The organism is Roseivirga sp. UBA838, assembly GCF_002296035.1.
GTDB lineage: Bacteria > Bacteroidota > Bacteroidia > Cytophagales > Cyclobacteriaceae > Roseivirga > Roseivirga thermotolerans.
Window position 1 is genome coordinate 124,238 of sequence record NZ_DBHC01000020.1, and the last position, 22,397, is coordinate 146,634.

The 22,397-nt window shown below is 44.3% G+C and carries 23 protein-coding genes and 4 tRNA genes; 15 read left to right on the plus strand and 12 right to left on the minus strand.

The window, feature by feature from the left end:
* Positions 1-158: 158 nt before the first annotated feature.
* Entirely contained in the window at positions 159-1,016 is an 858-nt protein-coding gene (locus tag B3O12_RS07625) for a TraB/GumN family protein (RefSeq protein ID WP_286755852.1), read from the minus strand.
* Between the two features lie 620 nt (positions 1,017-1,636).
* Between B3O12_RS07625 and B3O12_RS07630 the strand changes: the two genes are divergently transcribed.
* The 7 genes from B3O12_RS07630 to B3O12_RS07660 all read left to right on the plus strand — a co-directional run bounded on the left by B3O12_RS07630 (position 1,637) and on the right by B3O12_RS07660 (position 4,903).
* Positions 1,637-1,707, plus strand: a tRNA-Cys gene (locus tag B3O12_RS07630).
* 5 nt (positions 1,708-1,712) lie between these two features.
* Positions 1,713-1,786, plus strand: a tRNA-Ile gene (locus tag B3O12_RS07635).
* Between the two features lie 293 nt (positions 1,787-2,079).
* Positions 2,080-2,162, plus strand: a tRNA-Tyr gene (locus B3O12_RS07640).
* Positions 2,163-2,232: 70 nt separating this feature from the next.
* Positions 2,233-2,730 carry a tetratricopeptide repeat protein gene (locus B3O12_RS07645; RefSeq protein WP_286745315.1) on the plus strand — a complete coding sequence of 166 codons (498 nt, stop codon included), beginning with the start codon at positions 2,233-2,235 and terminating at the stop codon, positions 2,728-2,730.
* 104 nt (positions 2,731-2,834) lie between these two features.
* Complete coding sequence (locus tag B3O12_RS07650; RefSeq protein ID WP_286745317.1) at positions 2,835-3,359, plus strand: hypothetical protein; 525 nt, start codon at positions 2,835-2,837, stop codon at positions 3,357-3,359.
* Complete coding sequence (locus tag B3O12_RS07655; RefSeq protein ID WP_286755853.1) at positions 3,341-4,762, plus strand: RtcB family protein; 1,422 nt, start codon at positions 3,341-3,343, stop codon at positions 4,760-4,762. Before B3O12_RS07650 ends, B3O12_RS07655 begins: the two co-directional genes overlap by 19 nt.
* A 59-nt stretch (positions 4,763-4,821) precedes the next feature.
* A tRNA-Leu gene (locus B3O12_RS07660) sits at positions 4,822-4,903 on the plus strand.
* A 121-nt stretch (positions 4,904-5,024) separates the two neighbouring features.
* On the opposite strand, the gene B3O12_RS07665 is transcribed toward B3O12_RS07660, so the two are convergent.
* Positions 5,025-5,303 carry a TIGR03643 family protein gene (locus B3O12_RS07665; protein ID WP_286755854.1) on the minus strand — a complete coding sequence of 93 codons (279 nt, stop codon included), beginning with the start codon at positions 5,301-5,303 and terminating at the stop codon, positions 5,025-5,027.
* Between the two features lie 395 nt (positions 5,304-5,698).
* Between B3O12_RS07665 and B3O12_RS07670 the strand changes: the two genes are divergently transcribed.
* Complete coding sequence (locus B3O12_RS07670; protein WP_189629624.1) at positions 5,699-6,079, plus strand: hypothetical protein; 381 nt, start codon at positions 5,699-5,701, stop codon at positions 6,077-6,079.
* Here the strand turns inward: B3O12_RS07670 and B3O12_RS07675 are convergent, their stop codons facing one another.
* From B3O12_RS07675 to B3O12_RS07705, 7 genes are all read right to left on the minus strand, one after another.
* Positions 6,080-7,120 carry a c-type cytochrome gene (locus B3O12_RS07675; protein WP_286755855.1) on the minus strand — a complete coding sequence of 347 codons (1,041 nt, stop codon included), beginning with the start codon at positions 7,118-7,120 and terminating at the stop codon, positions 6,080-6,082.
* Between the two features lie 46 nt (positions 7,121-7,166).
* On the minus strand, positions 7,167-8,510 hold the full coding sequence (locus B3O12_RS07680) for a hypothetical protein (protein ID WP_286755856.1): 1,344 nt from the start codon (positions 8,508-8,510) through the stop codon (positions 7,167-7,169).
* The gene (locus tag B3O12_RS07685; protein ID WP_286747097.1) at positions 8,510-8,923 is read right to left on the minus strand and encodes a YeeE/YedE family protein; all 414 of its coding nucleotides are present in this window, start codon (positions 8,921-8,923) and stop codon (positions 8,510-8,512) included. The genes B3O12_RS07680 and B3O12_RS07685 overlap by 1 nt, the downstream gene beginning before the upstream one ends.
* A 12-nt stretch (positions 8,924-8,935) precedes the next feature.
* Entirely contained in the window at positions 8,936-9,502 is a 567-nt protein-coding gene (locus tag B3O12_RS07690) for a YeeE/YedE family protein (protein ID WP_286755857.1), read from the minus strand.
* 113 nt (positions 9,503-9,615) lie between these two features.
* Positions 9,616-11,028: an MBL fold metallo-hydrolase gene (locus B3O12_RS07695; protein WP_286755858.1), complete on the minus strand. Its 1,413-nt coding sequence runs from the start codon at positions 11,026-11,028 to the stop codon at positions 9,616-9,618.
* 90 nt (positions 11,029-11,118) lie between these two features.
* Entirely contained in the window at positions 11,119-12,834 is a 1,716-nt protein-coding gene (locus B3O12_RS07700; RefSeq protein ID WP_286755860.1) for a SulP family inorganic anion transporter, read from the minus strand.
* Between the two features lie 109 nt (positions 12,835-12,943).
* Complete coding sequence (locus B3O12_RS07705) at positions 12,944-13,120, minus strand: hypothetical protein (protein ID WP_286747091.1); 177 nt, start codon at positions 13,118-13,120, stop codon at positions 12,944-12,946.
* Positions 13,121-13,135: 15 nt separating this feature from the next.
* On the opposite strand from B3O12_RS07705, the gene B3O12_RS07710 reads away from it, so the two are divergent.
* The 7 genes from B3O12_RS07710 (at position 13,136) to B3O12_RS07740 (ending at position 18,820) form a co-directional block, all read left to right on the plus strand.
* Positions 13,136-14,788, plus strand: coding sequence for a hypothetical protein (locus B3O12_RS07710; protein WP_286755861.1), 1,653 nt, complete (start codon positions 13,136-13,138; stop codon positions 14,786-14,788).
* Positions 14,789-14,820: 32 nt separating this feature from the next.
* Positions 14,821-15,555, plus strand: a complete 735-nt coding sequence (locus B3O12_RS07715) for a DUF6090 family protein (RefSeq protein WP_286755862.1) — start codon at positions 14,821-14,823, stop codon at positions 15,553-15,555.
* Positions 15,556-15,615: 60 nt separating this feature from the next.
* Entirely contained in the window at positions 15,616-16,659 is a 1,044-nt protein-coding gene (locus B3O12_RS07720) for a glycoside hydrolase family 43 protein (RefSeq protein ID WP_286755863.1), read from the plus strand.
* Between the two features lie 144 nt (positions 16,660-16,803).
* Positions 16,804-17,247, plus strand: coding sequence for a hypothetical protein (locus B3O12_RS07725; protein WP_189629614.1), 444 nt, complete (start codon positions 16,804-16,806; stop codon positions 17,245-17,247).
* Positions 17,247-17,477: a helix-turn-helix transcriptional regulator gene (locus B3O12_RS07730; protein ID WP_189629613.1), complete on the plus strand. Its 231-nt coding sequence runs from the start codon at positions 17,247-17,249 to the stop codon at positions 17,475-17,477. The genes B3O12_RS07725 and B3O12_RS07730 overlap by 1 nt, the downstream gene beginning before the upstream one ends.
* Before the next feature lie 33 nt (positions 17,478-17,510).
* Complete coding sequence (locus B3O12_RS07735; protein ID WP_286755864.1) at positions 17,511-18,491, plus strand: NAD(P)-dependent alcohol dehydrogenase; 981 nt, start codon at positions 17,511-17,513, stop codon at positions 18,489-18,491.
* 110 nt (positions 18,492-18,601) lie between these two features.
* Positions 18,602-18,820 (plus strand): hypothetical protein, encoded by a 219-nt coding sequence (locus B3O12_RS07740; protein WP_189629611.1) that lies wholly within the window; start codon positions 18,602-18,604, stop codon positions 18,818-18,820.
* 105 nt (positions 18,821-18,925) lie between these two features.
* On the opposite strand, the gene B3O12_RS07745 is transcribed toward B3O12_RS07740, so the two are convergent.
* From B3O12_RS07745 to B3O12_RS07755, 3 genes are read right to left on the minus strand one after another with little or no spacing between them, the layout of a single operon-like run.
* On the minus strand, positions 18,926-19,564 hold the full coding sequence (locus tag B3O12_RS07745) for a Crp/Fnr family transcriptional regulator (RefSeq protein ID WP_286755865.1): 639 nt from the start codon (positions 19,562-19,564) through the stop codon (positions 18,926-18,928).
* A gap of 3 nt (positions 19,565-19,567) precedes the next feature.
* A complete protein-coding gene (locus B3O12_RS07750; RefSeq protein ID WP_189629609.1) occupies positions 19,568-21,031 on the minus strand; it encodes a TolC family protein in 1,464 nt (487 codons plus the stop codon).
* Positions 21,032-21,038: 7 nt separating this feature from the next.
* Complete coding sequence (locus tag B3O12_RS07755) at positions 21,039-22,394, minus strand: HlyD family secretion protein (protein WP_189629608.1); 1,356 nt, start codon at positions 22,392-22,394, stop codon at positions 21,039-21,041.
* Positions 22,395-22,397: the final 3 nt, after the last annotated feature.

Genomic DNA, 22,397 nt, shown 5'->3' on the forward strand with positions numbered 1-22,397 from the left:
ACGCTGTGAGGACACAGCTTGTGGATAGTATACTGAATCTAACGAATGTGATCTAAATGAGTAACCCTATAATATTATAAACCTCAAGACCTAAAAGATAAAAAGGGGTAGCCATTGTAAAGTAGCTACCCCTTTTTTGGAATGGGTTGGTGTGCAACCTATTGAAGTTGTTCAACCTTATATCCTTTTGCTTTTAGCATGTTTAAAAGGCCATCTGGACCATGCAGATGAAGTGCACCGACAATTACGAATTCAATTACTTCATCATTTATAAACCCTTCAATCTGGGGTATCCAATTATTATTCCTATCCACCATGATGGATTTGTATATATTCGGATACTCATTCTTCATTTCGGTTAACTGAGTAATCATCAGGTCTGAGGAGCCATTTCTCCAGTTTTCCGTCATTTCATCCATCGCAGACTCCATATCGTCCATATCCTCTAAAGAATAGTTAACAAAACTATCTTCGCTTCCTTCGCCCATGCTAGTGAGTATATCAAGTTGCTCCTCAACAGTTTCTAAAAACCCCAAAGTCTTTTCATGCTCCTTAGCTTTCTTATGAAAATGTTGGTCAACACCGTCTGCGGTAACGCCCATTTGTTGGAGCTTGATTCCGGACATGGTTACTATAACCATAGAAGGCTTAAACCTGGAAAGAGAAGCCAGCGGAATTGACAGTTTACTACACTCCTGTTCCAACTTTTTATAGACCTCCTCACTCAAAACATCTTTCAGAGTTTTATTATCAGGTATCATGGCCTTAGAAAGCAAAACTTGAGCAATCTGAGGATCATTTAACTTGTCAATATCCGTCTCAAAGACAACCTTCTGGGACTTATTAAAAGCAATATCAAACTCTTTTGGAAGCGGGTAATCCGACTCTTTTAGCAAATGGATAGAACCTGCAAGGTAAATTTCATTTTCCCCTGAACTAACTCTCCAAACCGAGGTTTGAGCCTGAGCCTTAGTTAAAACGAAAAACAGTAAAAATAGAGTGAACAACTGCTTCATGGTCTGACTTTAATTGTGATGCATTATAGTAAGCTTTCACAAGAACCGTTCTCCCTTCTGGCTAAAAGTCATGATTCATTTAAATAATTGCTTAAACGGTTTTACGAATTTTTACTTGTGTTTAATCTTTTTTTTAATTTTTTCCCTCAAATTAAACTTCTGATTTTCAGTAACTTAACTTTTTTATATATAGAGAAGTAATTTGACCTCCGATTTACAGACACTTGCAAATTTAAAATCTCTTTTTCTACCTTTGTGCCACATAAGAAATGAAAGCACTATTCTCACATATCAGCAGTATACAACCAATGGAAACATTGGGTTACAATGATTGTGATGTGCTACGGTTCCGGAATATAAGTTAAGCTTAAGTATAAAGACACTTAGAAACCCGGGCCAATTGGTTCGGGTTTTTTGTTTTAAATGAATTTGAAAATGCAAAAGAACAGTATACGCTTAGAGGTTACATGGCTATCACCGGCAGCCTATCCAAATCACAGTGATTTTGGCCTGGGTGAAATATGTCTTTTGCAAAATAAGATCGGGAAGAATATGACTTGACAATTCCGTATACACGGCATTGAAAAGCCCGGTCTGCATAAGGCCGGGCTTTTTTTATTGTCGGGATAGCCAAGTGGCAAGGCTTCAGTCTGCAAAACTGACATCACCGGTTCGAATCCGGTTCCCGACTCAAAACGGCCCATAGCTCAACAGGTCAGAGTGCCAGTCTTATAAGCTGGTGGTTCGGGGTTCAAGTCCCCGTGGGCCGACAAATGATACCGTAGTTCAGTGGCAGTAATAGATCACTGATGATGAAGACGCCCCTTCCTCTTTCCCCTTACCAAGGCGAAATGTCCGCAGGACAAAGGGGTCAAGAAGCTAAAGGAGAGGCAGAACGAGCGTCTCCTCAACTTGGAGAGAGCCTGCCTGCCGCAGGCAGGGTTAAAGCCCTCAAGCAGTCTTTCGTTCGGACTGTGATGTTTGAAAAAGCTCCAATGCAAATAGCAGGTCGTTGAACCGGAATATTGGTTGAGTGCCAATTGGAAGGAACAATGACCTCAATGGAAATGCGATAACGAAGGAGAGTTATGCTGGTCTGTAAAACCAGTGCCTCAGGCTGAGTAGGTTCGAATCCTACCATTTCCACAAGACTTCAATGAAGTCTCATTGAAGCGATGGTCGCTTCAATCCATGTTTAACAATAAATGAATAGGCCATGACTGCTTATGCATTAGAGAATTACATTTTAGATGCAGAAAGTGCCTTCGAGAGACAGGAATGGCTTGAAGGCGAAAGTTATCTGCTGGCGGCTCTGGTTGAAGAGCCATGTTTCGGTAAGGCTCACAACCACTTAGGCTGGTTGTACCTGAACCATTTGCGAGACTTAGAAAAGGCCGAAAGGCACTTGAAGTTGGCTATGAAATATTCACCAAACTACAGTGCGGTGTACATTCACATGACCCACTTCCTTTTCGATGCAAAGCGTTTTGAAGAACAGCGAAACATTCTGGAAAAAGCTAAAACTATTCCAGGAGTAGACTTTGCCTTTATCTACAACGAGTTAGGCAGGATTGAAGAGGTCCACGGAAAAAGTAGAAAAGCGGTAAAGCACTACAAAGCTGCTTTGAAATGGAGTTTGAACGATCATGAGATGCAAGTGATCAGGACAAACATCAAAAGATGTCGAGCAAAGCGATTGATTTTGCTGTGGTAGCAACTCCTTACCTGCGTTCACTCCTCCAGTCATGGGGGAGTGTTAAAATTCGCTCCTCATGTGAGAGATATCCGGAAAACTAAGGGGTTACAAATAAGACAAAAATGGACATTTACGAAGAATACATAGAAAGTATTATTCAGATGGCAGATCAAGCTATAGATAATGGCCAAGATGATGAGGCCAAAAGATGGTTTGAGAGAGGATTGTGTGAAGAACCTGGTAGTGCCAAACTTCATTTTAGAATGGCTTGCCTACTTCAATACGGCCTTGATGATAAAGCGGGAGCTGAACAGCATTATTTGCTGGCAATAAAATTTAAGCCAGATTACAGAAATGCATACGACAACCTGGCACAGCTCTATCTGGATAATGAGAAGTACCCGGGTCTGGAAAAACTTATGCTAAAGGCCATCAAGGTGGAAGGCTTTAATAAAACCTTTGCTTATGAAAACCTAGGCAAGGCAGCAGAGGCTCAGGGTCAGTTTAAGAAGGCTATTGCCTTATACCGAAAAGGCATGATGCAAGCCCTTGACAACTACGATGTGGACGACCTGAAAGACCACATCAAGCGAAATAAGTATAAACGATTGAAGAAACGTTGGAAATTATGGCAACGAGAAAATTAAGCGGAAAAGACCTGAGAAAGCTCGGATTCCCTGAAGGTAGAGCCATTGGCGAAGCCATCAAGGCTATAGAAGAGCATTACAAGGGCAAATCCATACTACATAAAAAAGCCATGTTGAAAAAGGTGGTCGAAAACCCAGGTCTCTATTTAAAACACGAGGCTTGGGGTCCGGTAGCGATGGCCCTGATCATCAAAACTGAGCACAATGAAACACTGGCTTTGAGGGAAAAGCGTATACCATATCATATATATGGGGCAGACGGCATTGAGCAAGGGGCAATCAACCAAATGGAGATTGCCATGAAATTGCCGGTGACTAAATACGGTGCACTAATGCCCGATGCACACCAGGGCTACGGACTGCCAATTGGTGGTGTATTGGCTACTGAAAATGCAGTGATCCCTTATGGAGTTGGCGTAGACATTGGCTGCAGAATGTGCATGACCATGTATGACATCCCTCCTGCTTTTGTGCATCAAAACACTGATGAGTTAAAAGACATGCTAATGGAGAACACCAAATTCGGTCAGGCGGTATTTAAAAGGCCAAAAGACCATGAGGTGTTAGATAGAGGACTGTTCAATGAGATCAACATCTTGAAATCATTGAAAGACACGGCCTGGAAGCAAATTGGATCTTCCGGAGGTGGCAACCACTTTGTGGAGTTCGGTATTACTGAAATCCACTCGGAGATCAATGAATTCAACCTGCCGGTTGGCAAGTATCTGTCGGTACTCTCCCATTCGGGATCGAGGGGACTTGGTGCGAATATCGCGAGACATTACACCAAGCTGGCCATGGATATGACCAAGTTACCGGGAGAAGCCAAACATCTGGCCTGGTTGGATTTAGATTCCGAAGCGGGTCAGGAATACTGGCAAGCCATGAATTTGGCAGGTGACTATGCCTCGGCATGCCACCACCAAATCCACGATAGGCTCGCTGCGGCCCTGGGTGAGCAACCATTGGCACTGATCGAAAACCACCACAACTTTGCCTGGAAAGAGCGAGATGCAGATGGAAACGAGATCATTGTGCATAGAAAAGGTGCTACCCCTGCAGGCGAAGGGGTGTTGGGAATAATTCCTGGCTCAATGACTTCACCAGGCTTTATTGTAAAAGGCAAGGGGAATGTGGATTCCATCAATTCGGCTTCGCACGGAGCAGGAAGAGTACTTTCCAGAACCAAAGCCAAGCAGACACTCTCTAAAAAGGAAGTGAAGAAGCACATCAAAAAAGCCGGAGTGACTTTGATCGGTTCCGGTTTGGACGAAGCCCCTCAGGTGTATAAGAACATTCATGAGGTAATGGCCAAGCAAACCGACCTGATTGATGTACTAGGCACTTTCGAACCCAAGGTGGTTAGAATGTGTGGCGATGAAAGGTTTGGGGAAGGAGATTAACAACTTATGATTTGGGCATTGATTATTGAATCATTTTTCAGTTATCTTTGCCCTCCCTTGCGCACGTGGCGAAATTGGTAGACGCGCTGTCTTCAGGCGGCAGTGCCTTCGGGCATGGAGGTTCGACTCCTCTCGTGCGCACTTAAAACCCGGAAATTCCGGGTTTTTCCTTTTATGGCGGCAAGGCCTCAAATACCCTTGTGATACTTCCTTAGCAACTATTTATATCGGCCCGACCATCTGCAGTGGTCTAACCAACCATTTACCTCTTACTAATCTTGTTTCCGGAAATCTCTCTCTGAAGACTACTTTTAAATTTATCGGAGGCTTGTAAAGCGGTATGCTTGGTCTTTCGCCCTTGAACTCTGGCTCTCCACATCCGAAAAGAACTCGCTTTCATCTCATTGCGCATTAAGGCAATCACCTCTTTTTCCGTCAATCCAAATTGATGCTCAATGGCCTCAAAGGGTGTGCGGTCTTCCCAGGCCATTTCTATTACTCTGTCAATTTCTTGTTCTTTCAAATTACCATTATTAGTCATGCCTATATAATTCGGTAACTCAATAAATGTTCAAAAAAAAGAACCCTGACGCGTATCGTCAGGGCTTCCAACCATCAACTTACCAATATCACTAAACAATGATATTCAAAATCATCTCGTTCTAAGCCTGAATGCCAGCTTAGAGTACACTCTCAAAAGAGGTTCTCAAAAGCATACTTTACAGTTTGTGACTGTGGCTTGAACAATGCAAAGATGCAACTGATTGTAAGCGGGTTCGCCAACTTAGATTACCTCGCGAACTGATCATTGTCATTTTTTTGCCGTTTAACACTTTTCAAGAAAATTTTGACATACATTTTTTTGTTATTTGTCACACATAGAATTAGATTCGTAAACGGTGCAAAAGCACCAAACTAAGAACTCAAAATAAAATTATGGCTCAAGTCCTATTGGTGGAAGACCGAGAGAATCTGAGGGAGCTTTTTTCTGAGCTAATTCAGAATTATTGGTTAGAAGAATCGGAATTAATGGTCGAATCGTGCTCGTTCGGTCAACTTCAAAATCAAATGTCATCAAAGGACTTTGATACCTATGTTTTCAATGTTGGCTTCAACAGCTCCGAAAACTATCGTCTGGTCAAACAACTTACTGAGTCTGGAAATTTTGAGAATCGAAAAATCATAGTTTGCTGCGGAATCACTCCTCCTGAAATTCAAAGCAGTGGCACTGCCGACATCCACTACTGCAAAGAAGACCGCTTCGTATCCGATTGTCTACCGCTTATTGTCAACAACCTGAGCGGAAGAATGAGCTAATCATTTGTTCTTTTTGATATTATACTGTTGCTCGTAAAACCGCATTATGGGTTGGAATGGGCCATATTTATGCTGCTCTGCCGGAAAAGTATCAGCCCAGGGTCCATAAGGAGTAGACACAGGCTTTAATTTTACATCGGGAAAATCGGCTTGAGCATTGTGTTTTTGGGGTCTTTCAAAACTATTGATGTAAGCCGCCACATGATAGGCTTCTTCATCGGTAAGCACGGGTTTGTCATAGGTAGCCAGTAAATAAGGCATATTTGCTTTAATAAACTCAGCAGCGGTAATTACCCGATGCATACCGGCTCCATGATTGTACGAATCGGAGCCCCACAGCGGAGGGTACTGATACATCGTATTCTCACCGGCTCTTATTCCCTGACCATTTTCGCCATGACAAGCTACACAGTAGCGTTTAAAAACAGCTTCTCCGATAGTTAAATCTGCTTTTATCTCCGGTAACTCCAGTGTAGTAAAGCCTTTGTATTTTTCTTCTTCTTCCACCGGAACCTCTTCGCTCAACCACTGCATATAAGCCACCATCGCTTTCATTTCTTCACTATCGGCCGGCAATTTTATTCCATTCATGCTACGCTCCATGCAGCCATCAATGCGCTCAAAGAGTGAACCCTCTTTGTTTTCTCTGGCCCTGAACTGAGGAAATCGGTTATATACTCCCACAAAACTCCCTGCTCCGGCTTGGGTCCCTGCTTTTAGATGGCAGTTCTGGCAGGTTAGGTTATTTCCGGCAAATCGTTTAGACACATCCTCAGCCAACGGGCCTATGAGTTCAGGTGTACGGGTAATAAGGTCATGCCCCAGCCTGATTAACCCGGCATTGGCTTGCTGGTCTGACAGGTCTGTAGCTATGTCTCTGGGTCTCCAGGGTTCCGGCTCCACAGCTTGCTCATAGCTTAGCCATGCATCCGCCCACCCCAGCTGAGCCCCCAGAATTCCGGAAAAAGCAACTACCAGCAGTAAGCCGCAAAGCAACAACAACAGACGAATGCGAGCAAAGGCCGTACGGAACTCTTTCATACCTCTGAATTTCAATATTTTAAAATGAGACTCAAAGTGTTAGACCTCAGAAATTATAATTGAAAATAATGTCGGCATGAAAGAAGTCCGCCCGATTAATTAAGACATTATAGTTAGTATGAATGTCTTCGGCCAGAAAGCGATAAGCAAGGTAAATCTCTGCAGTGATCTTACCATCTCCGGCAATGGGCTGGTAACGCAGGGAAGCGTCCCAGTGTACATGCGATGGTAAAGTATATTTGTTCCTCGGATAGTCGGTAGCCAATGGCATCTTGTTTTTTCCTATAGAAGTAAAGAAGCGATAGAGAGACTTATCCGTTACCCAAGACCTTTGCCACTTGAGCATTATGGCCCAAACATCACTCGCGCCTTCAACCCGGGTTCTGCGTTGAAACGTATAAAACGGCTCTCTCCCCCACTCCCGTGGCAACAGCAGTCGTCCATCCGCACTAATCCGGGATAGGTTCATCTGAAAAACATCTTTTTCCAAATGTTTTTCCAATCTGAGTCCCAGATACAACGCTAAATCATCCCTCTGATAAGTCAGGCTCTCAGCGGCATTGCCTCCATCGCCTAAACGGTTTTGTACTATGGCCATTCCGGAAATGTTTATGGCCGGATCAGCCAAATGGAGCTTAGACTCAGCAATAAAAGTATTGGTAACGTTCGGCACAAAGTAATTCCAAAGATTTATAGAGGCCTTTTCGTTGAGTTGTTGCTGAACATTGGCAATGAGCATTAACCCGGCATCGATCTGCCCTCTGTATTGAGCAGTATTGCCATCAAAGTCCACTCCCGTTGCACCAACACCAATGCTCTCCCCTACCACCTCAAAGGCTCCAGAAAACCGGGGGGCAATCCTCCGGATTATTCCGAGTTGCCACGAGGTAGATTCTGCACTATAGTTTTCATACCAAACACCCTCCATAGCATTGGGAAAGGGCCATGGCTCCGGGTTAATGATGGGCGACTCTTTAGTAAAACGACCCAGCGTAAGAAACTGACTCTTAAACTCTAGTTCGGCATTCAGTACGGGAAGACTAAACTGCGTATTGCCGGACATAAGTCTATCGTTCCAAAGGTTGCCCTCATAAATGGGGCCCGATCCGGTTGCAGCATCTACACGCAGCAACCCGTCTTTAAAAGGTATATACACCCCATTGAACTGGGCCGAAAACTTTAACCAGGGCTTTGCCTTATAGCTCGCCTTCAGCATACCCTGACCAATCAGAGCATTGAAGTCCGCCAGTTCTCCACGGTTGTGGGTAGATATATAACGGCTACCCAAGACTCCTTTAATTGACAGAGGTGATTTGTTGGTCTCTTTCTGCGCTTTGCCTAAAAAAGGAGTGCTTAAAAGCACCAGTAAAAGAATGAATCGCTTTATCACTAATGTGGAAGTTTATGCTTGATGCGTCCATATACATAGGTTCCTAGCAAACCCGATGCAATGGCTACCAATATAACGAATACACCATTACCAACTAAAATAAACATTGGCCCCGGACAGGCGCCTGTCATGGCCCAGCCCAGCCCAAATATGATTCCGCCAATTAGGTAACGGGCTATTGAAAATTTCTTTGGACTTATAACAATAGGCTCCCCCGACAGGGTTTTCATACGGGTTCGTTTTATGATTTGGGTGATGATGATGCCGAGCACTACGGCAGAACCTATTACCCCATACATATGAAAAGCCTGGAATTTGAACATTTCATAGATTCTATACCAAGAGATGATTTCTGCCTTAGTGAGGGTAATACCAAAGACAATCCCAAGTACCAGATATTTAAGATATTTCATATGGCAACAGAATTAGAGCGTGAGTAAATGAGGGAGTAAAAGGTGGGTCATAAGTAAGCCACCAATAAAAAAGCCAATCACCGCAACAAGCGAAGCCGGCTGCAAATCACTTAGGCCACTAATGGCGTGTCCGCTGGTGCAACCACCGGCATAGCGCGTACCAAAACCGACTAAAAAGCCTCCTACAACAAAAAACACCACTCCTTTTAGCGAGAGTAGCGATTCAAAGCTAAAGAGATCGGCTGGCACAAAACCATTTCCCGGATTATTGATACCCAACGCTTTAAGGTCGACCACAGTAGCATCGGAAATAGCCACTGAGGTGTCACTCATTAAGAACTGCGAAGCAATGAACCCTCCCAGTACCGTACCGGCAAGAAAAACGAGGTTCCAAAGTTGCTTGCGCCAATCGAAGGCAAAGAAATCGCACGACTTACCGGCACCGAATACAGAACATATATTTCTAAAATTGGCAGAAAGGCCAAAGCTGTTACCAAAATAAATAAGGGCGAACATGACAAAGGCAATAACCGGCCCGGCCACATACCACGGCCATGGCTGCTTAATAGCTTCTAACATTGTATTGATAAATTAATGGTTGGAAATAGTTGGAAAGAAATTCCGAACAAGGCCGGCCCCTAAAAGAGTTCATGTAAGCAGGCCAGCCTTGAGGGTTTTTGTTATCGGTTTATCTACTTGAGTGTAGAAGGACAGACATAGTCGGTAAGAGGAATACCAACTTCTCTTATGGCCTTTACTCCTCCTTGTACATCAATAATTTTGTCATAGCCACGAGACTTTAGTATCGATGAAAAAATCATGGATCTATAGCCTCCTGCACAATGGATGTAATACTCCGTGTCTTTCTCAATGCGATGCATTTCGTCATTTATAAAGTCTAAAGGAGTGTTTTTCGCCTTCTCAATATGTTCGGCCTCATATTCTCCCGGCTTACGCACGTCCAATACGTTGGCACTACCTTCCTCTAGCTTTTCCTTTAGCACCTCGGCCTTCACTGAGGTGATTGTATCTACCTCTTTGCCGGCTTTTCTCCAGGCTTCGATACCTCCTTCAAGGTAACCCAGGGTGTTGTCGTAGCCCACTCGTGACAAACGGGTAACTACCTCTTCTTCACGGCCCTCTTCGGCAATAAAGACAATAGGTTGTTGCAGGTCGGGGATAAGAGCACCCACCCAGGGGGCAAAGCTTCCGTCAACTCCAATAAAGATGGAATTGGGAATAAAGCCTGAAGCAAACTCCTGAGGTTTACGGGTATCCAATACCAGGGCTCCTTCGTGGTTGGCCATGGCTTCGAAAGTTTCTACATCGAGAGCTACCTTACCTCGCTCTAAAATTTTGTCTACACCATGCGTTTGGGCCGATTTATTCATGGCCACATTCTGGGCAAAATATTGAGGAGGGGGTAAAAGTCCGTCCGTCACCTCTTTAATGAACTCTTCTTTACTCATATCGGCTCTAAGTGCATAATTCACTTTTTTCTGATTCCCGAGACTATCCGTTGTTTCCTTGCTCATGTTCTTTCCGCAAGCGGAGCCGGCACCATGAGCCGGATACACAGTTACATCATCAGGGAGGGTCATTATTTTAGAGCGCAGGCTGTCATACAGCATTCCGGCAAGCATTTCCTGAGTAATATCACCTTTTTGAGCAAGGTCAGGGCGCCCCACATCTCCAATAAAGAGTGTATCTCCACTAAAAAGAGCCTGCTCTTTTCCTTTTTCGTCAATCAACAGAAAGCATGAACTTTCCAGCGTATGACCAGGCGTATGAAGTACTCTGATCTTCACTTTCCCGAGTTGAAACTCTTCTCCATCCGCTGCCTGGTGAATGGCAAATTCCGTAGTGGCTCCGGGACCATACACAATGGTTGCTCCTGTCTTCTGCGCCAGGTCGAGATGCCCCGAAACAAAATCGGCATGAAAATGAGTCTCGAATATGTATTTGATTTTGGCATTATTCTTTTCAGCCATATCCACATAAGGTTGGGTTTCTCTCAGTGGGTCTATAATGGCCACCTCTCCATCGCTTTCAATGTAGTAGGCTCCCTGGGCCAAACATCCGGTGTAAATCTGATCTATCTTCATTGTTCTTTATTATCGTTGTAAACTCAATTTTCAGTTCGTATAGTTCAAAGTAAACATCTTCTACTTTTATCGGTGGTAACTAAAGTTACACTAGGTATTGCGCTGAGTTACCAAGGCCACTTTTTCATTGGCATACTCCCCGGAGAGGCAGTAGTTTACCGCATCGTTGGTGGTCAGAAAAAACACTTCGCTGGCTTCGCCTTCTACCAACCGGTTTCGATAGAAAGTATCTCTTACAGGGCCAATTACCTCTGCATAGAGAATACGTATTCCTTTTTCGGCCAACGAATCCATCAACTCCCTCAACCCGATTACACCAGTGGCATCTACATAGGCCACAGAAGCGGCATCGAGCACCACAAATTTAAGCTTGCCATCTCTTTTATGGACCTCTGCCAGTATTCTATCTTTAATGGTTTGAATGTTGACAAAGGCAAAAGGTGCATCAACCCTCATGACTAACAGTTCAGGCCAGGTTTCCACATCAACAAATCGTTTCACATTTCGGTATTCCTCCAGTCCCTTTACTCTGCCCAACACAGCTATATGGGGATTGGCAGCCTTGAATAAAAGAATGAGGATGGAAAGCACTATGCCAGTAACTATACCGGGAACCATGCTAAATTGGAGGGTGACCAGAAAAGTAGCCAGCAACAATCCAAACTCTATTTTGTTGGTTTTCCACAAAGTTCGGGCATAGCCCAGATCTATAAGCCCAGCCACAGCCACCATTATAATGGAAGCCAAAACTGCATGCGGCAAATGATAAAAGAGTGGGGTAAGAAATAACAGGGTTAGAGCCACTAAAACAGCCGAAATAATGGATGCCATTGGTGTATTGGCCCCTGCCTGATAATTAACAGCCGAACGGGAAAAGCCCCCGGTAACAGGATAACTTTGAAATAGGGACCCCACTATATTGGCCGCCCCCAGAGCAACCAACTCCTGATTGGGTACTACTTTGTAATTCCTTTTTTTAGCTTCTATGGCTTTGGCCACAGAAAAAGCCTCCATAAAGGCCACCACTGCAATGGTAAGCGATAGTGGCAACAACTTTTGAAAAGTCTCCAACGAAAGGTCGGGCATAACCAGAGCCGGCAAACCTTGCGGCACATCTCTTACAATACTCACACCGCGGCTATCGAGTCCTAAAAGGCTTACCGCGGCAATACCAAGTACCACGGCCAACAATGCCCCCGGCAATTTGGAGCTAATCTTTTTACTGCCTTTTATAAGAAAAATACCCAAAATGCCTATCAGTAAGGTAATACCATGGGTCTCGTTGAGTTTTCCTATGGCACTCCATAGTATTTTATACACCTGATTGCTCTTTTCTAACTCTACCCCCAAAATGTATTTGAGTTGGTTGAGCCCTATAATGAGTGCCGCGGCCGAGGTAAAGCCACTAATGACAGGTTTCGACAACAGGTTGGTAATAAACCCCATACGTATAAGCCCCAGCAAAAGCTGGGCAGCTCCCATAAAAAAGGCCAGCATGATGGCATATGTAATATACGCCTCACTGCCTTCGGTGGCCATTACCGATACTCCCGTAGCTACCAACAGTGAATCCATGGCCACCGGAGCAACCGATAGTTGCCTTGAGGTACCAAAAATGGCATAGATGAGTTGAGGCACTACCGAAGCATACAAACCATAGACGGGAGGCAGCCCCGCTATCAAAGCATAGGCCATTCCCTGAGGCACAAGCATAACCCCTACCGTTAAACCTGCAAACAGGTCACCGTTGAACTGCGACTTTTTATAATTAGGTAGCCAGGAAAGTATTGGTAAAAACTGCTTCACTTTATTCTGATTTAGCTGACACAAAAGTAGGCCGGCTCAGAAGCTGTAAAAGTAACTAAAGTTACGGAAGGCTGAAGCTACCATGGCTGGCTACCATTGGGTTTAAGGCTCAACCTAGCATTTTCTCTGCTTTGGAGGTGGCTTTACACACAAAATTGGCTCTCGGAGTGCCCGGCATCTCTGCCTTTTGGTGCTCGGTAATCGCACGGTCACCCTGCTTGTTTTTGCATATCATAGATTTTCCGGAAGGATTTTTAATAGCCTCAGGAATACTTAACTTGATCATAGCAAAATCTACCCTATGCCAACCTTAAGAATTATACTCCTTCTCATTTTTGCTTCTTTTTTAAGTTGTGAAAACACTAAAAATCAGACCGATGTAAAAACCCAGGCATCTTATAAAGACCTGACAGCTCTCTTCAAAGAATGGCGCACTTTTGAGCAGCCACCCTTGCACAATGAGGCTCCTGACTATAGAGAAACCACTTTTAACCAGAGGTGGAGTGAGTTCAAGAAGCTTCAAAACCGATTACTATCTATGGACACCACGGGCTGGAGCATTTCCGAACAGGTAGACTATCATATTGTTTGGGCAGAGATGAATGGCTATGATTTTAACCATCGCATATTGAAACCATGGCAAAGAGACCCGGCCTACTACAAAGTCGTTTGGATGGAACGAAGCGATGTGCCTGCCCATGAAGGCCCAACCAATCACGGCACCGTTGAGGTATGGACTTATGACTTTCCTTTGAGTGCGGATAAGAGAGATAGTTTTTTGAAAGGAATTCAGGCTATTCCTGCATTTAATGATCAAGCCAAAGAAAACTTAATCGGCAATGCCAGAGATCTTTGGATAGCCGGTATAAGAGACATCAAAACACAATCGGCCAACCTTGCCTCCATAAAAACAAGGGAAGGCATTCTGGCAGACGAGGAACTGACCAAGGCCATAGATAAGGCCATTGCATCTACAAATAGCTTTGCAGAATGGCTGGAGACTGAGTCAGCCAATAAAACAGGCCCTTCCGGCATTGGTAAAGAAAACTATACCTGGTATCTACAAAATGTACATTTAGTACCGCTGACCTGGGAAGATGAGGTAATGTTGTTGAAAAGAGAGCTAGCCCGAGCATGGTCTTCCCTCAAGCTCGAAGAGCACCGAAACAGAACTCTTCCGCAGCTCGAAGCAGTAAGCTCTCCTGAAGCCTACAATGAAATGGCCGAGCGGTCGGCCAAAAGCTTGCTTAACTTTCTGAATAATGAAGACATAGTAAGCGTTAAAGATTACTTTGCTCCAGCCCTCAGGGCCCATCTGGGAGAATATATTCCCGAAGAAAAGCGCAACTTCTTTACCATTGGTGAGCACTATGATGCGCGCCCCTTATACTCCCATTTCTATCACTGGTTTGAGTTGGCCAGAATGGACAATGAACCCCACTCTAGCGAAATTAGAAGAGGACCTCTGCTCTACAATATTTTTGACTCCAGAAATGAAGGAACAGCCACTGCCGTAGAAGAAATGTTTATGCACGCTGGCCTTTATAACGATGACCCAAGGGTTAGAGAAATTGTTTATATAATGATTGCCCAACGGGCAGCCAGAGGCCTGGGTTCACTCTATGCTCATGCCAATGAGATGACTATGGAAGAAGCCGGTGGAATTCACTCAGAATATACGCCCAGAGGATGGATGAAAACGGAAAAGGAGTTACTCATTTTCGAACAACATCTCTACCTCAGACAACCCGGCTACGGCACCAGCTACATTACAGGTAAATACCTTTTGGAAGCCGCCATGGCAGATTATGCCCGCATAAATGAACAAGACTTTGAGCTGAAAGAATTTTTCGATCAACTCAATAGCATTGGCAATATCCCAATATCTCTGGGCCACTGGCAAATGACAGGAGTAAATGATCAGGTTCTGACCATAACCAGGCCGAAGAAATGATTGGATTCTTCAGAAAAATAAGGCTTCAACTCATGGTTTCTCAAGCAAAAAGCAAGTATCTAAAATATGCCATTGGAGAAATTACTCTGGTGGTAATTGGTATTCTCATAGCTCTGAGCATAAACAACTGGAACGAAAGAAGGAAGACCCGAAATGAAGAGCAAGTTTACTTACTCGGACTAAGGGATGAGTTCCAATTCAATCAACAGGCTCTTCTCAAAGCATCCAGAATAAACGAAACCAACCTCAGACACGCATTGGAGCTTATTAAATATACCGGCCCCGGCACTCCTCAATTAACTGAGTCTCAGTTCGACTCTCTACTATATGGATCCATCGTCAACGAAGTGCAATTTTTGCCAAGTCCGGGCGTATTGAACGAGATTACCAATTCCGGCAAGCTGGGCAATTTTTCAGATGTCGAGCTTAAAAAAGCTCTGGCCTCCTGGGAATCTATTCTTTCCAGAGTTAGATTTCAGGAACAAGAAGAAGTACAGCGCACAAGATTAGGCATCTTAAATTTCTTGTCTGATAAAGTCAACGAAAGAAGAGGATCATATGCCAAATACGGAGCAGTTGTAGGCTTTGGGCCAAGGAAGTTTAAGGGCAACAACCAAAACGTTTTACAGCTCGAAGAATTCGAAAATAAGCTACTGGAATTCATATTTACCAACACCTTTTTAAGGGATAACTACTACCCGCAACTCAGGGAGCGAATAGACCTGATCCTATCCCTTATCAACCAAAACATTGACCCATCTTCATAAAGCCTCCAAGCGGAGTAAACGAATATTCTAACATTGTACTTTTCGTGTTATCTTAAAGCCATGTCAAAATTCCAATTCCATAGCCTTTCGGTGTACCCATACCTGTTTATCCTGTTCATTAGCCTCTCTTGCCATCCTTCCGGAGAGCAGGCCGATACCGACAAAACCTCGGGCAATCCGATTTTTGAAGGCTGGTATGCCGACCCCGAAGGAACTGTTTTTGGCGATGAGTATTGGATATTCCCTACCTACAGCAACCGATACAAACAACAGGTTTTCTTCGATGCATTTTCGTCTAAAGATTTGGTTACCTGGCAGAAACACGAGAGAATACTCGACACTACCATCATTAGCTGGGCCCGGCAGGCCATGTGGGCTCCTGCTGCTATTGAAAACAACGGCAAATACTTCCTGTTCTTCTCTGCCAATGATATACAGCGCCCCGGCAGCTCGCTATACAATGCCAACGACAACATTAACCACACGGGTGGCATTGGTATTGCCGTGGCCAATGCACCCGGTGGACCCTATAGAGACTACCTAGGTAAACCCCTGATCGATGATTTCTATAACGATGCCCAGCCGATCGACCAATTTGTGTTTAAAGACACCGATGGCCAACACTATATTTTCTATGGCGGTTGGAGGCATTGCAACATTGGTAAGCTCAGTGCTGACTTTAAAGAGATTATTCCATGGGATGAAGAAAACCTTTTCAAGGAAATTACACCCGAGGGCTATGTAGAGGGCCCTTTTATGTTCCTTAGGAACAACAAGTACTACCTCATGTGGTCAGAAGGTGGCTGGACCAACGGTAGTTATAAGGTAGCCTACGCCATGGCCGATAAAGTAGACGGTCCATACCACCGAATTGGTACAATTCTGGAATCCGATACCACCGTTGCCACCGGAGCCGGACATAACTCGGCCATCAATGTGCCCCATACAGATGAATGGTATATGGTATATCACAGACGCCCCATTCCTAACGAAGACCGTGACCACCGCGTGACCTGCATCGACAAAATGGAGTTCAATAGTGACGGAACCATTAAGCCTGTGAAAATGACATTTGAAGGCGTAAAAGCCCGCTCCATAAAATAGCCACCACTTTTTTCCAATTAGCAAATAACTGATTATCAGTTATTTATAAATAAATGTAAAAAATTTTTAACATCATGTTAAACTTTATATACCTTTAGTACGTCATTTTTTACATAAGGTCAAATTTTATATACAACTAAAGTCATGTCATATCGAGAAAACAAAAACCTGGTCAACATTGTCAGTGCCATAGCGGTGCCGGCCATTTACTTTTTCTTCATTTTCAAAAACTCGCCTTACGAACACATGGACACTGCCGAACTGCTTAAGTTCTGGGGTAAGGAAATGATGACCTACATATTGGTAGCCATTGGAGTGCGCATAGGTATAGAAATACTGTACTCTGTGCTCTATGCGGTAATTACCCGTGAGTCTATTCCAAAAACTGATGAGCGCGACAAGATCATTGAGCTAAAGTCTAAAAACATCAGTCAGGTTATTTTCATCTTCGGAATTATAGCCGGCATGGGTTCACTGGCCCTGGAAATGTCGGTAAACACTTTCTTCCTGGCTTTTCTTATTGGAGGAGTAATTGCAGAAATCGTTGAAAATCTGGTGCAGCTATTTTACTACCAAAGAGGCTTTTAATGGCAAAGTATAAAATTCAAAATAACATAAGAACACTCAGGTTCCTGAACGAAGAAATGACCCAGCAGCAATTGGCTGAAAAAGTGGACGTATCGCGACAAACCATTGTGGCTATAGAAAAGGGCAAATACTCCCCCACTCTGGAACTGGCATTCAAGATTGCCCAGGTATTTGAGGTTCCTTTACATGAAGTATTTTCTTATGAGCCGGAAGGCAAAAACTCAAAATAGCTTGGTCATTCCATTAATTAAATTCAAAACAACATGAAAAGGTATATCAGAAAAAGGTACTGCGGTCCGGAAGGGCTAGAAGTTGTGAACATACCAACTCCTGAACCGGCTGAGGATGAAGTGCTCGTTAAGGTACAAGCAACCTCTATAAACCCGGCCGACTCGCACACCATGCGAGGCACTCCCTACTTCTATAGGTTAATGTTGGGTGTTTCCAGGCCAAAAAACCCAAAACTGGGTGCCGACCTTTCAGGTATCATTGAAAAAGTAGGAGCCAACGTAAATCAATGGCAAGTAGGCGATGAAGTTTTCAGTGACATTCTTTCGGTGGGAGCAGGAGCCTTTGGTGAATACATTTGCGTAAAACAGCAACATCTGGTTAGAAAACCAAATGGCATCTCACATCAGGCGGCTGCCGCGGTGCCCCTTGCCGGAATTACTGCCTTGCAAAGCGTAACCAGCAATGGCTCATTAAAACCCGGCCAACAAGTAATGATTATAGGGGCCGGAGGTGGAGTAGGCACTTTTTTGGTGCAACTGGCTAAACACTATGGAGCCGAGGTAACTGCGGTGTGCAGCACCGGCAAAGCGGAGAAAGTAAAAATGCTTGGAGCTACTGAAATAATAGATTACACCCGGGAAGATTACAGAAACTGCCAAAAAGCATTCGACCTCATAATAGATGCCGTAGGTAATTGCTCAGCCGGCACGGCCAAAAAACTACTCAAACCCAATGGCACCTGCCTGCTCATTGGCTGGGGCGGATTTGGCCACTTAATCAGCTATATGCTGTACGGTTGGTGGATAGGCCTTCGAACGGATAGAAAAATCAGCATACTGACAGCCCAGTTCTCCACAGCAGACCTCAGCACTCTTGGTTCCCTGATAGAAGCCGGGGCCATAGTACCGGTTATAGACAAGATTTACTCATTTAAGGAGCTGCCACAGGCTATAGCCTATCAGGAATTGGGGCATTCCGGTGGCAAGGTGGTGGTTACACTTTCCAATGAATAACCACTCAGCAACTCAGCGCAACAACTGGGGCATTTCATTCACCGTTTCGGCAAGATATTCAGTCGATTAGGTGATTTTTTGAACACATTGCAGATATAAATATCAAGGTCATGAAACTCCTTATTTTTAAAACCAACATTGAAAACGAACTGAAGGTAAAAAAGGTCAATGCCTTACTGGCCTACAGCCCTGAAATTATGGACTGGTCAGTAGATCTGGAAGATAGAGATAAAATACTACGCATAGAAGCCGAAGACGAAGTTGTAGAGGCAGACATTATGGATATTGTGAACTCATGGGGACTACACTGTGAAGCACTGGAAGACTGACAGAGATTACTGATTTTTTGCTACACGGTACAGTCTTGCAGACTCTGATTTCTTTAGAAAATGCAGGACGACTATTTACCCGCATGGCTCGAAGTAAAAGGCACTCTACAAAACCTCTATTCGGTTGCGGTGCAGCTCAATTTTTTCCTGTCGTTCCAACTTCTTTAACAAACGCGAAACCACCACCCGACTGGTATTGAGTTCCTGTGCTATCTGCTCATGGGTTTTATGAATGATGTAAGAACCAGTGCTTTGCTTCTTGTCCAGCAGGTATTTCATTAGTCGCTCATCCATGTTCATAAAAGCAATACTATCAACAGTGCTAAGCATTTCATCGAACCGATTGTGATAGGCATCGAAAATAAACTTTCGAAACGACTGATAACGAGCCAGCCAATGATCGATTTGACTCATGTGAACCATCCACAACCATGTATCTTCTTCCGCCACCGCTTTGAACGAAGACAACTGATTGCCCAAACAGCAGGAAATGGACATGGCGCAAGCATCGCCTCCTTCCAAATCATAAAGCAAAAGTTCTCGCCCGCTGTCTTCCTCACGCATCACCCGCAAAACACCGGAAACCACCAGAGGCATTTCCGCTGCTTTCATTCCCGGCTCAATGAGCGATTGACCCTGAATTATTTTCAAAGGTCTTCCTGTCTGAAGAATATCCTGCTTGAGGTCTTCTTCAAAACCCATTTGACTCAGTAGCTCGGCTACTCTCACATGCACACTTTCCATCGGTTATCTAAAGTTTAGATAAGGTTTACCTGCCGCCCAAAGTAACTCTACTTTGGCCTTTTCTATAGCCACCCGCTGCTTAATAAGTTTCACCTGAGCTTCCAGCAACTTGTCTTGTTGGAAATTGATTTTAAACAGGTCGCTTTCGCCCACATTGAGGTTAAAAATCTCGGCCTCCAGCAATCGTTCATAGTTGCTCACCGCTTGTTGTAAAAGGCTCACCATTTCGCGACCATTGACCATTTCAAAATAGGCACCCTCAACCTCATTAAGAATTTGCTGTTGCGCAAACTGGGTCTCAAAACTGGTTTGATCTATCTTAATTCGTGTTTGCCTCAACTTGGCCCTTTCCTTTCTCAAAAACAACGGAAACTCCACCTCCAGGCCAAACTTGTAGTTACTACCCAAAGCAATATCTGTGAAGTCGCCAGAGTAGTTTATGGGTGAATTAATGAAGTTATAATTGAGGTCTACTCTTGGTTTAAGGTTTTCTTTGGCCAGTCGTTCATCTACTCCCAACTGCTCTAGTTTAAAGCCTAACTTCTGAAGTTCAGGGTGATTCTGAACGGCAAAATCAAGAAGGCTGTCCAGCGATTCTTCCGGAAGGGTAAACTCGGCATCCCAACGTGGGGCTACATCATCCTGCAATTCCAATGGCTCCTCATTTTCACCCCACAAAAAGTTAGAAAGCATAAGGCCAGAACGCTTAAACTGAATGAGAGCGGCCTGCCTTTCCGTACTTCTGTTCTGCAGCGTAATGGCGGCCTGAACAGTATCTACAGCAGCTAGTTCGCCAAGCTCAAAGTCTACTTTAACTCTACGGTAAATTTCCTGTGAAATGACCAAACTCTGGTCAACCATTCGAAACTGAAAATAGCTGTAATACCAGTCCCAATAGGCCTTAACAGCCGAAAGCAGTGCCTTATTAATCATCTTTATGCGTTCAGCATCTGTTATCTGGGCAAAAAGCTCAGCCTGTTGCACAGCTGCCCTTCGCTGGTCGATTAGCAAACCCCGGCCCACCGGCAAACTCAAACCGGCCGTTACTTGTCTAAAGTCTTCGCTTTCGGCAATAGAACGCTCCGGGTTTAGGTATACCCCACGGTTTCTGTCTACGCTAATCTTAGGGTCTACCGGAAACCACAGGGGCACTTTTAGAGTGGTGTTGAAAATATCGTAGTACTCCGTGTCTTTGTAGTTTTTCACATCCCAGTTACCGGTAAGCTTGGGATCGAAGGCTCCACGAGCCAGGCGAATTTCTTCACGAGCATTTTCGGGCAGTAAATCGGCTTGTTTGATCACCGGATGGTTGGCCAAAACTACTTTCACGTAGGCTTCGAGAGGAAATACCTCTGCACTATCGCTCGGTGCCACTATCTCGGCAATGGTTTTTACCTCAATTTGTTGCGCCAGCGTAGCACTTACGCACATAAAAAAGGATGAAAGAATAATCAGTACCTGCTTCATGAGCTTTTTACTTCTTTTCTTCTTTAACCAAAACCGCATCTTCCGGAGCCTCATACAAACTTGGAGGGAAACCATTGAGTTGACGCCATATCTCGTACCAAACGGGCACATTGTCTAGCATAACCCAACCTTTGGTACCTGAGCCCATTCGCAACTGTTGCGGCCACTCCTCTTCGGCCGGGTCTGGCGTTACTAAAATCCTGAACTCTCCCGGTCTGGACTCTACCCTGTCGATCACCTGTACCACACCTCCAAAAGTACCAACAGAAACACTAGGCCAGCCGGAAAACTGCAATGCCGGCCAACCATCGAACTCAATTCGCACTTTTCTACCCTTTTGAATAAGCGGCACATCCATGGCTTTCACATACATTTCTACTGCCAATCGAGGGTTCTCCGATATGATTTGCACAATGGACTCTCCCTCTTTTATGGTTTCGCCAACTCCTGCTTTGAGTGCTTTTACCACATAGCCCGACTGTGGCGCCACCAGCTGATAGTTCTGGGTGCGTATTTGATAGTTGCTAAACTGATTCTCCAGTTTGGCCAAACCGGCCTCTGCCTCAAAAACTTCGGCCGCAGTGTTATTCAGGTCAGATCTTGCCTTGCTGATTTTGTCCTGATACTCGGCTTCCACACCGGTAATATTTACCCGTGCATTAATCACTTCCGTTTTGGATTCCAGAAATTTATTTTCAGCACTGATGAGCTTCATTTTCGCCTCCTGATACTTAGATTCTAACTCCTGAAACTTGGTAAGGGCAATGTTTCCGGCCTCATAGCGCTGTTTGTTCCGGTAAAATATATTTTCCTGGTTGGCATATCTTACTTTCTCGGCCTCATAATCTACACTATCGCTTGTCAGCTTAAAACGAGACTGCCTGAGCTTGTTTTGCGCCTGCTCCAACTTAACTTTCATTAAGTTTTGCAGTGCCTCAATCTGATTTTCCAGTTGGGTAATTTTCTCCTTCTTGGAATCTATACTCTGTCTTTTAGCCTCAATCTGTTCCTGGGTACGCTGCAATAATTGCGGATCGAAATAGTCGTCTTTTACCTCTGAAAGAGTGAGAATGGTATCTCCTTTTTCTACAAATTGCCCTTCAATTACATGCCAGGCTTCAATTCTACCTGCAATGGCCGATTCTACCGACTGAGGTCTTTGCCCTGGAGAGAAGGCAGTTACTTTTCCCTTTCCTCTTATGTTTTGCTGCCAAGGAAAAAACAATAGCACAAAGAAGACCAACGAAATGGATACCAACACCTTGGCCAGAAGCTTGCCGGCATTAGGAGTTTTGAGGGTTTTGAACAAAATGCTTTTCTGCTCTACACTCCTGTTATCGGTTTGTTCAGAAATATTCAACATAAG

Coding starts and splice junctions, on each gene's coding strand:
- B3O12_RS07625 (WP_286755852.1), bottom strand. CDS start 1,016: ATGAAGCAGTTGTTCACTCTATTTTTACTGTTTTTCGTTTTAACTAAG.
- B3O12_RS07645 (WP_286745315.1), top strand. CDS start 2,233: ATGACTGCTTATGCATTAGAGAATTACATTTTAGATGCAGAAAGTGCC.
- B3O12_RS07650 (WP_286745317.1), top strand. CDS start 2,835: ATGGACATTTACGAAGAATACATAGAAAGTATTATTCAGATGGCAGAT.
- B3O12_RS07655 (WP_286755853.1), top strand. CDS start 3,341: ATGGCAACGAGAAAATTAAGCGGAAAAGACCTGAGAAAGCTCGGATTC.
- B3O12_RS07665 (WP_286755854.1), bottom strand. CDS start 5,303: ATGACTAATAATGGTAATTTGAAAGAACAAGAAATTGACAGAGTAATA.
- B3O12_RS07670 (WP_189629624.1), top strand. CDS start 5,699: ATGGCTCAAGTCCTATTGGTGGAAGACCGAGAGAATCTGAGGGAGCTT.
- B3O12_RS07675 (WP_286755855.1), bottom strand. CDS start 7,120: ATGAAAGAGTTCCGTACGGCCTTTGCTCGCATTCGTCTGTTGTTGTTG.
- B3O12_RS07685 (WP_286747097.1), bottom strand. CDS start 8,923: ATGAAATATCTTAAATATCTGGTACTTGGGATTGTCTTTGGTATTACC.
- B3O12_RS07690 (WP_286755857.1), bottom strand. CDS start 9,502: ATGTTAGAAGCTATTAAGCAGCCATGGCCGTGGTATGTGGCCGGGCCG.
- B3O12_RS07695 (WP_286755858.1), bottom strand. CDS start 11,028: ATGAAGATAGATCAGATTTACACCGGATGTTTGGCCCAGGGAGCCTAC.
- B3O12_RS07705 (WP_286747091.1), bottom strand. CDS start 13,120: ATGATCAAGTTAAGTATTCCTGAGGCTATTAAAAATCCTTCCGGAAAA.
- B3O12_RS07710 (WP_286755861.1), top strand. CDS start 13,136: ATGCCAACCTTAAGAATTATACTCCTTCTCATTTTTGCTTCTTTTTTA.
- B3O12_RS07715 (WP_286755862.1), top strand. CDS start 14,821: ATGGTTTCTCAAGCAAAAAGCAAGTATCTAAAATATGCCATTGGAGAA.
- B3O12_RS07720 (WP_286755863.1), top strand. CDS start 15,616: ATGTCAAAATTCCAATTCCATAGCCTTTCGGTGTACCCATACCTGTTT.
- B3O12_RS07725 (WP_189629614.1), top strand. CDS start 16,804: ATGTCATATCGAGAAAACAAAAACCTGGTCAACATTGTCAGTGCCATA.
- B3O12_RS07730 (WP_189629613.1), top strand. CDS start 17,247: ATGGCAAAGTATAAAATTCAAAATAACATAAGAACACTCAGGTTCCTG.
- B3O12_RS07735 (WP_286755864.1), top strand. CDS start 17,511: ATGAAAAGGTATATCAGAAAAAGGTACTGCGGTCCGGAAGGGCTAGAA.
- B3O12_RS07740 (WP_189629611.1), top strand. CDS start 18,602: ATGAAACTCCTTATTTTTAAAACCAACATTGAAAACGAACTGAAGGTA.
- B3O12_RS07745 (WP_286755865.1), bottom strand. CDS start 19,564: ATGGAAAGTGTGCATGTGAGAGTAGCCGAGCTACTGAGTCAAATGGGT.
- B3O12_RS07750 (WP_189629609.1), bottom strand. CDS start 21,031: ATGAAGCAGGTACTGATTATTCTTTCATCCTTTTTTATGTGCGTAAGT.
- B3O12_RS07755 (WP_189629608.1), bottom strand. CDS start 22,394: ATGTTGAATATTTCTGAACAAACCGATAACAGGAGTGTAGAGCAGAAA.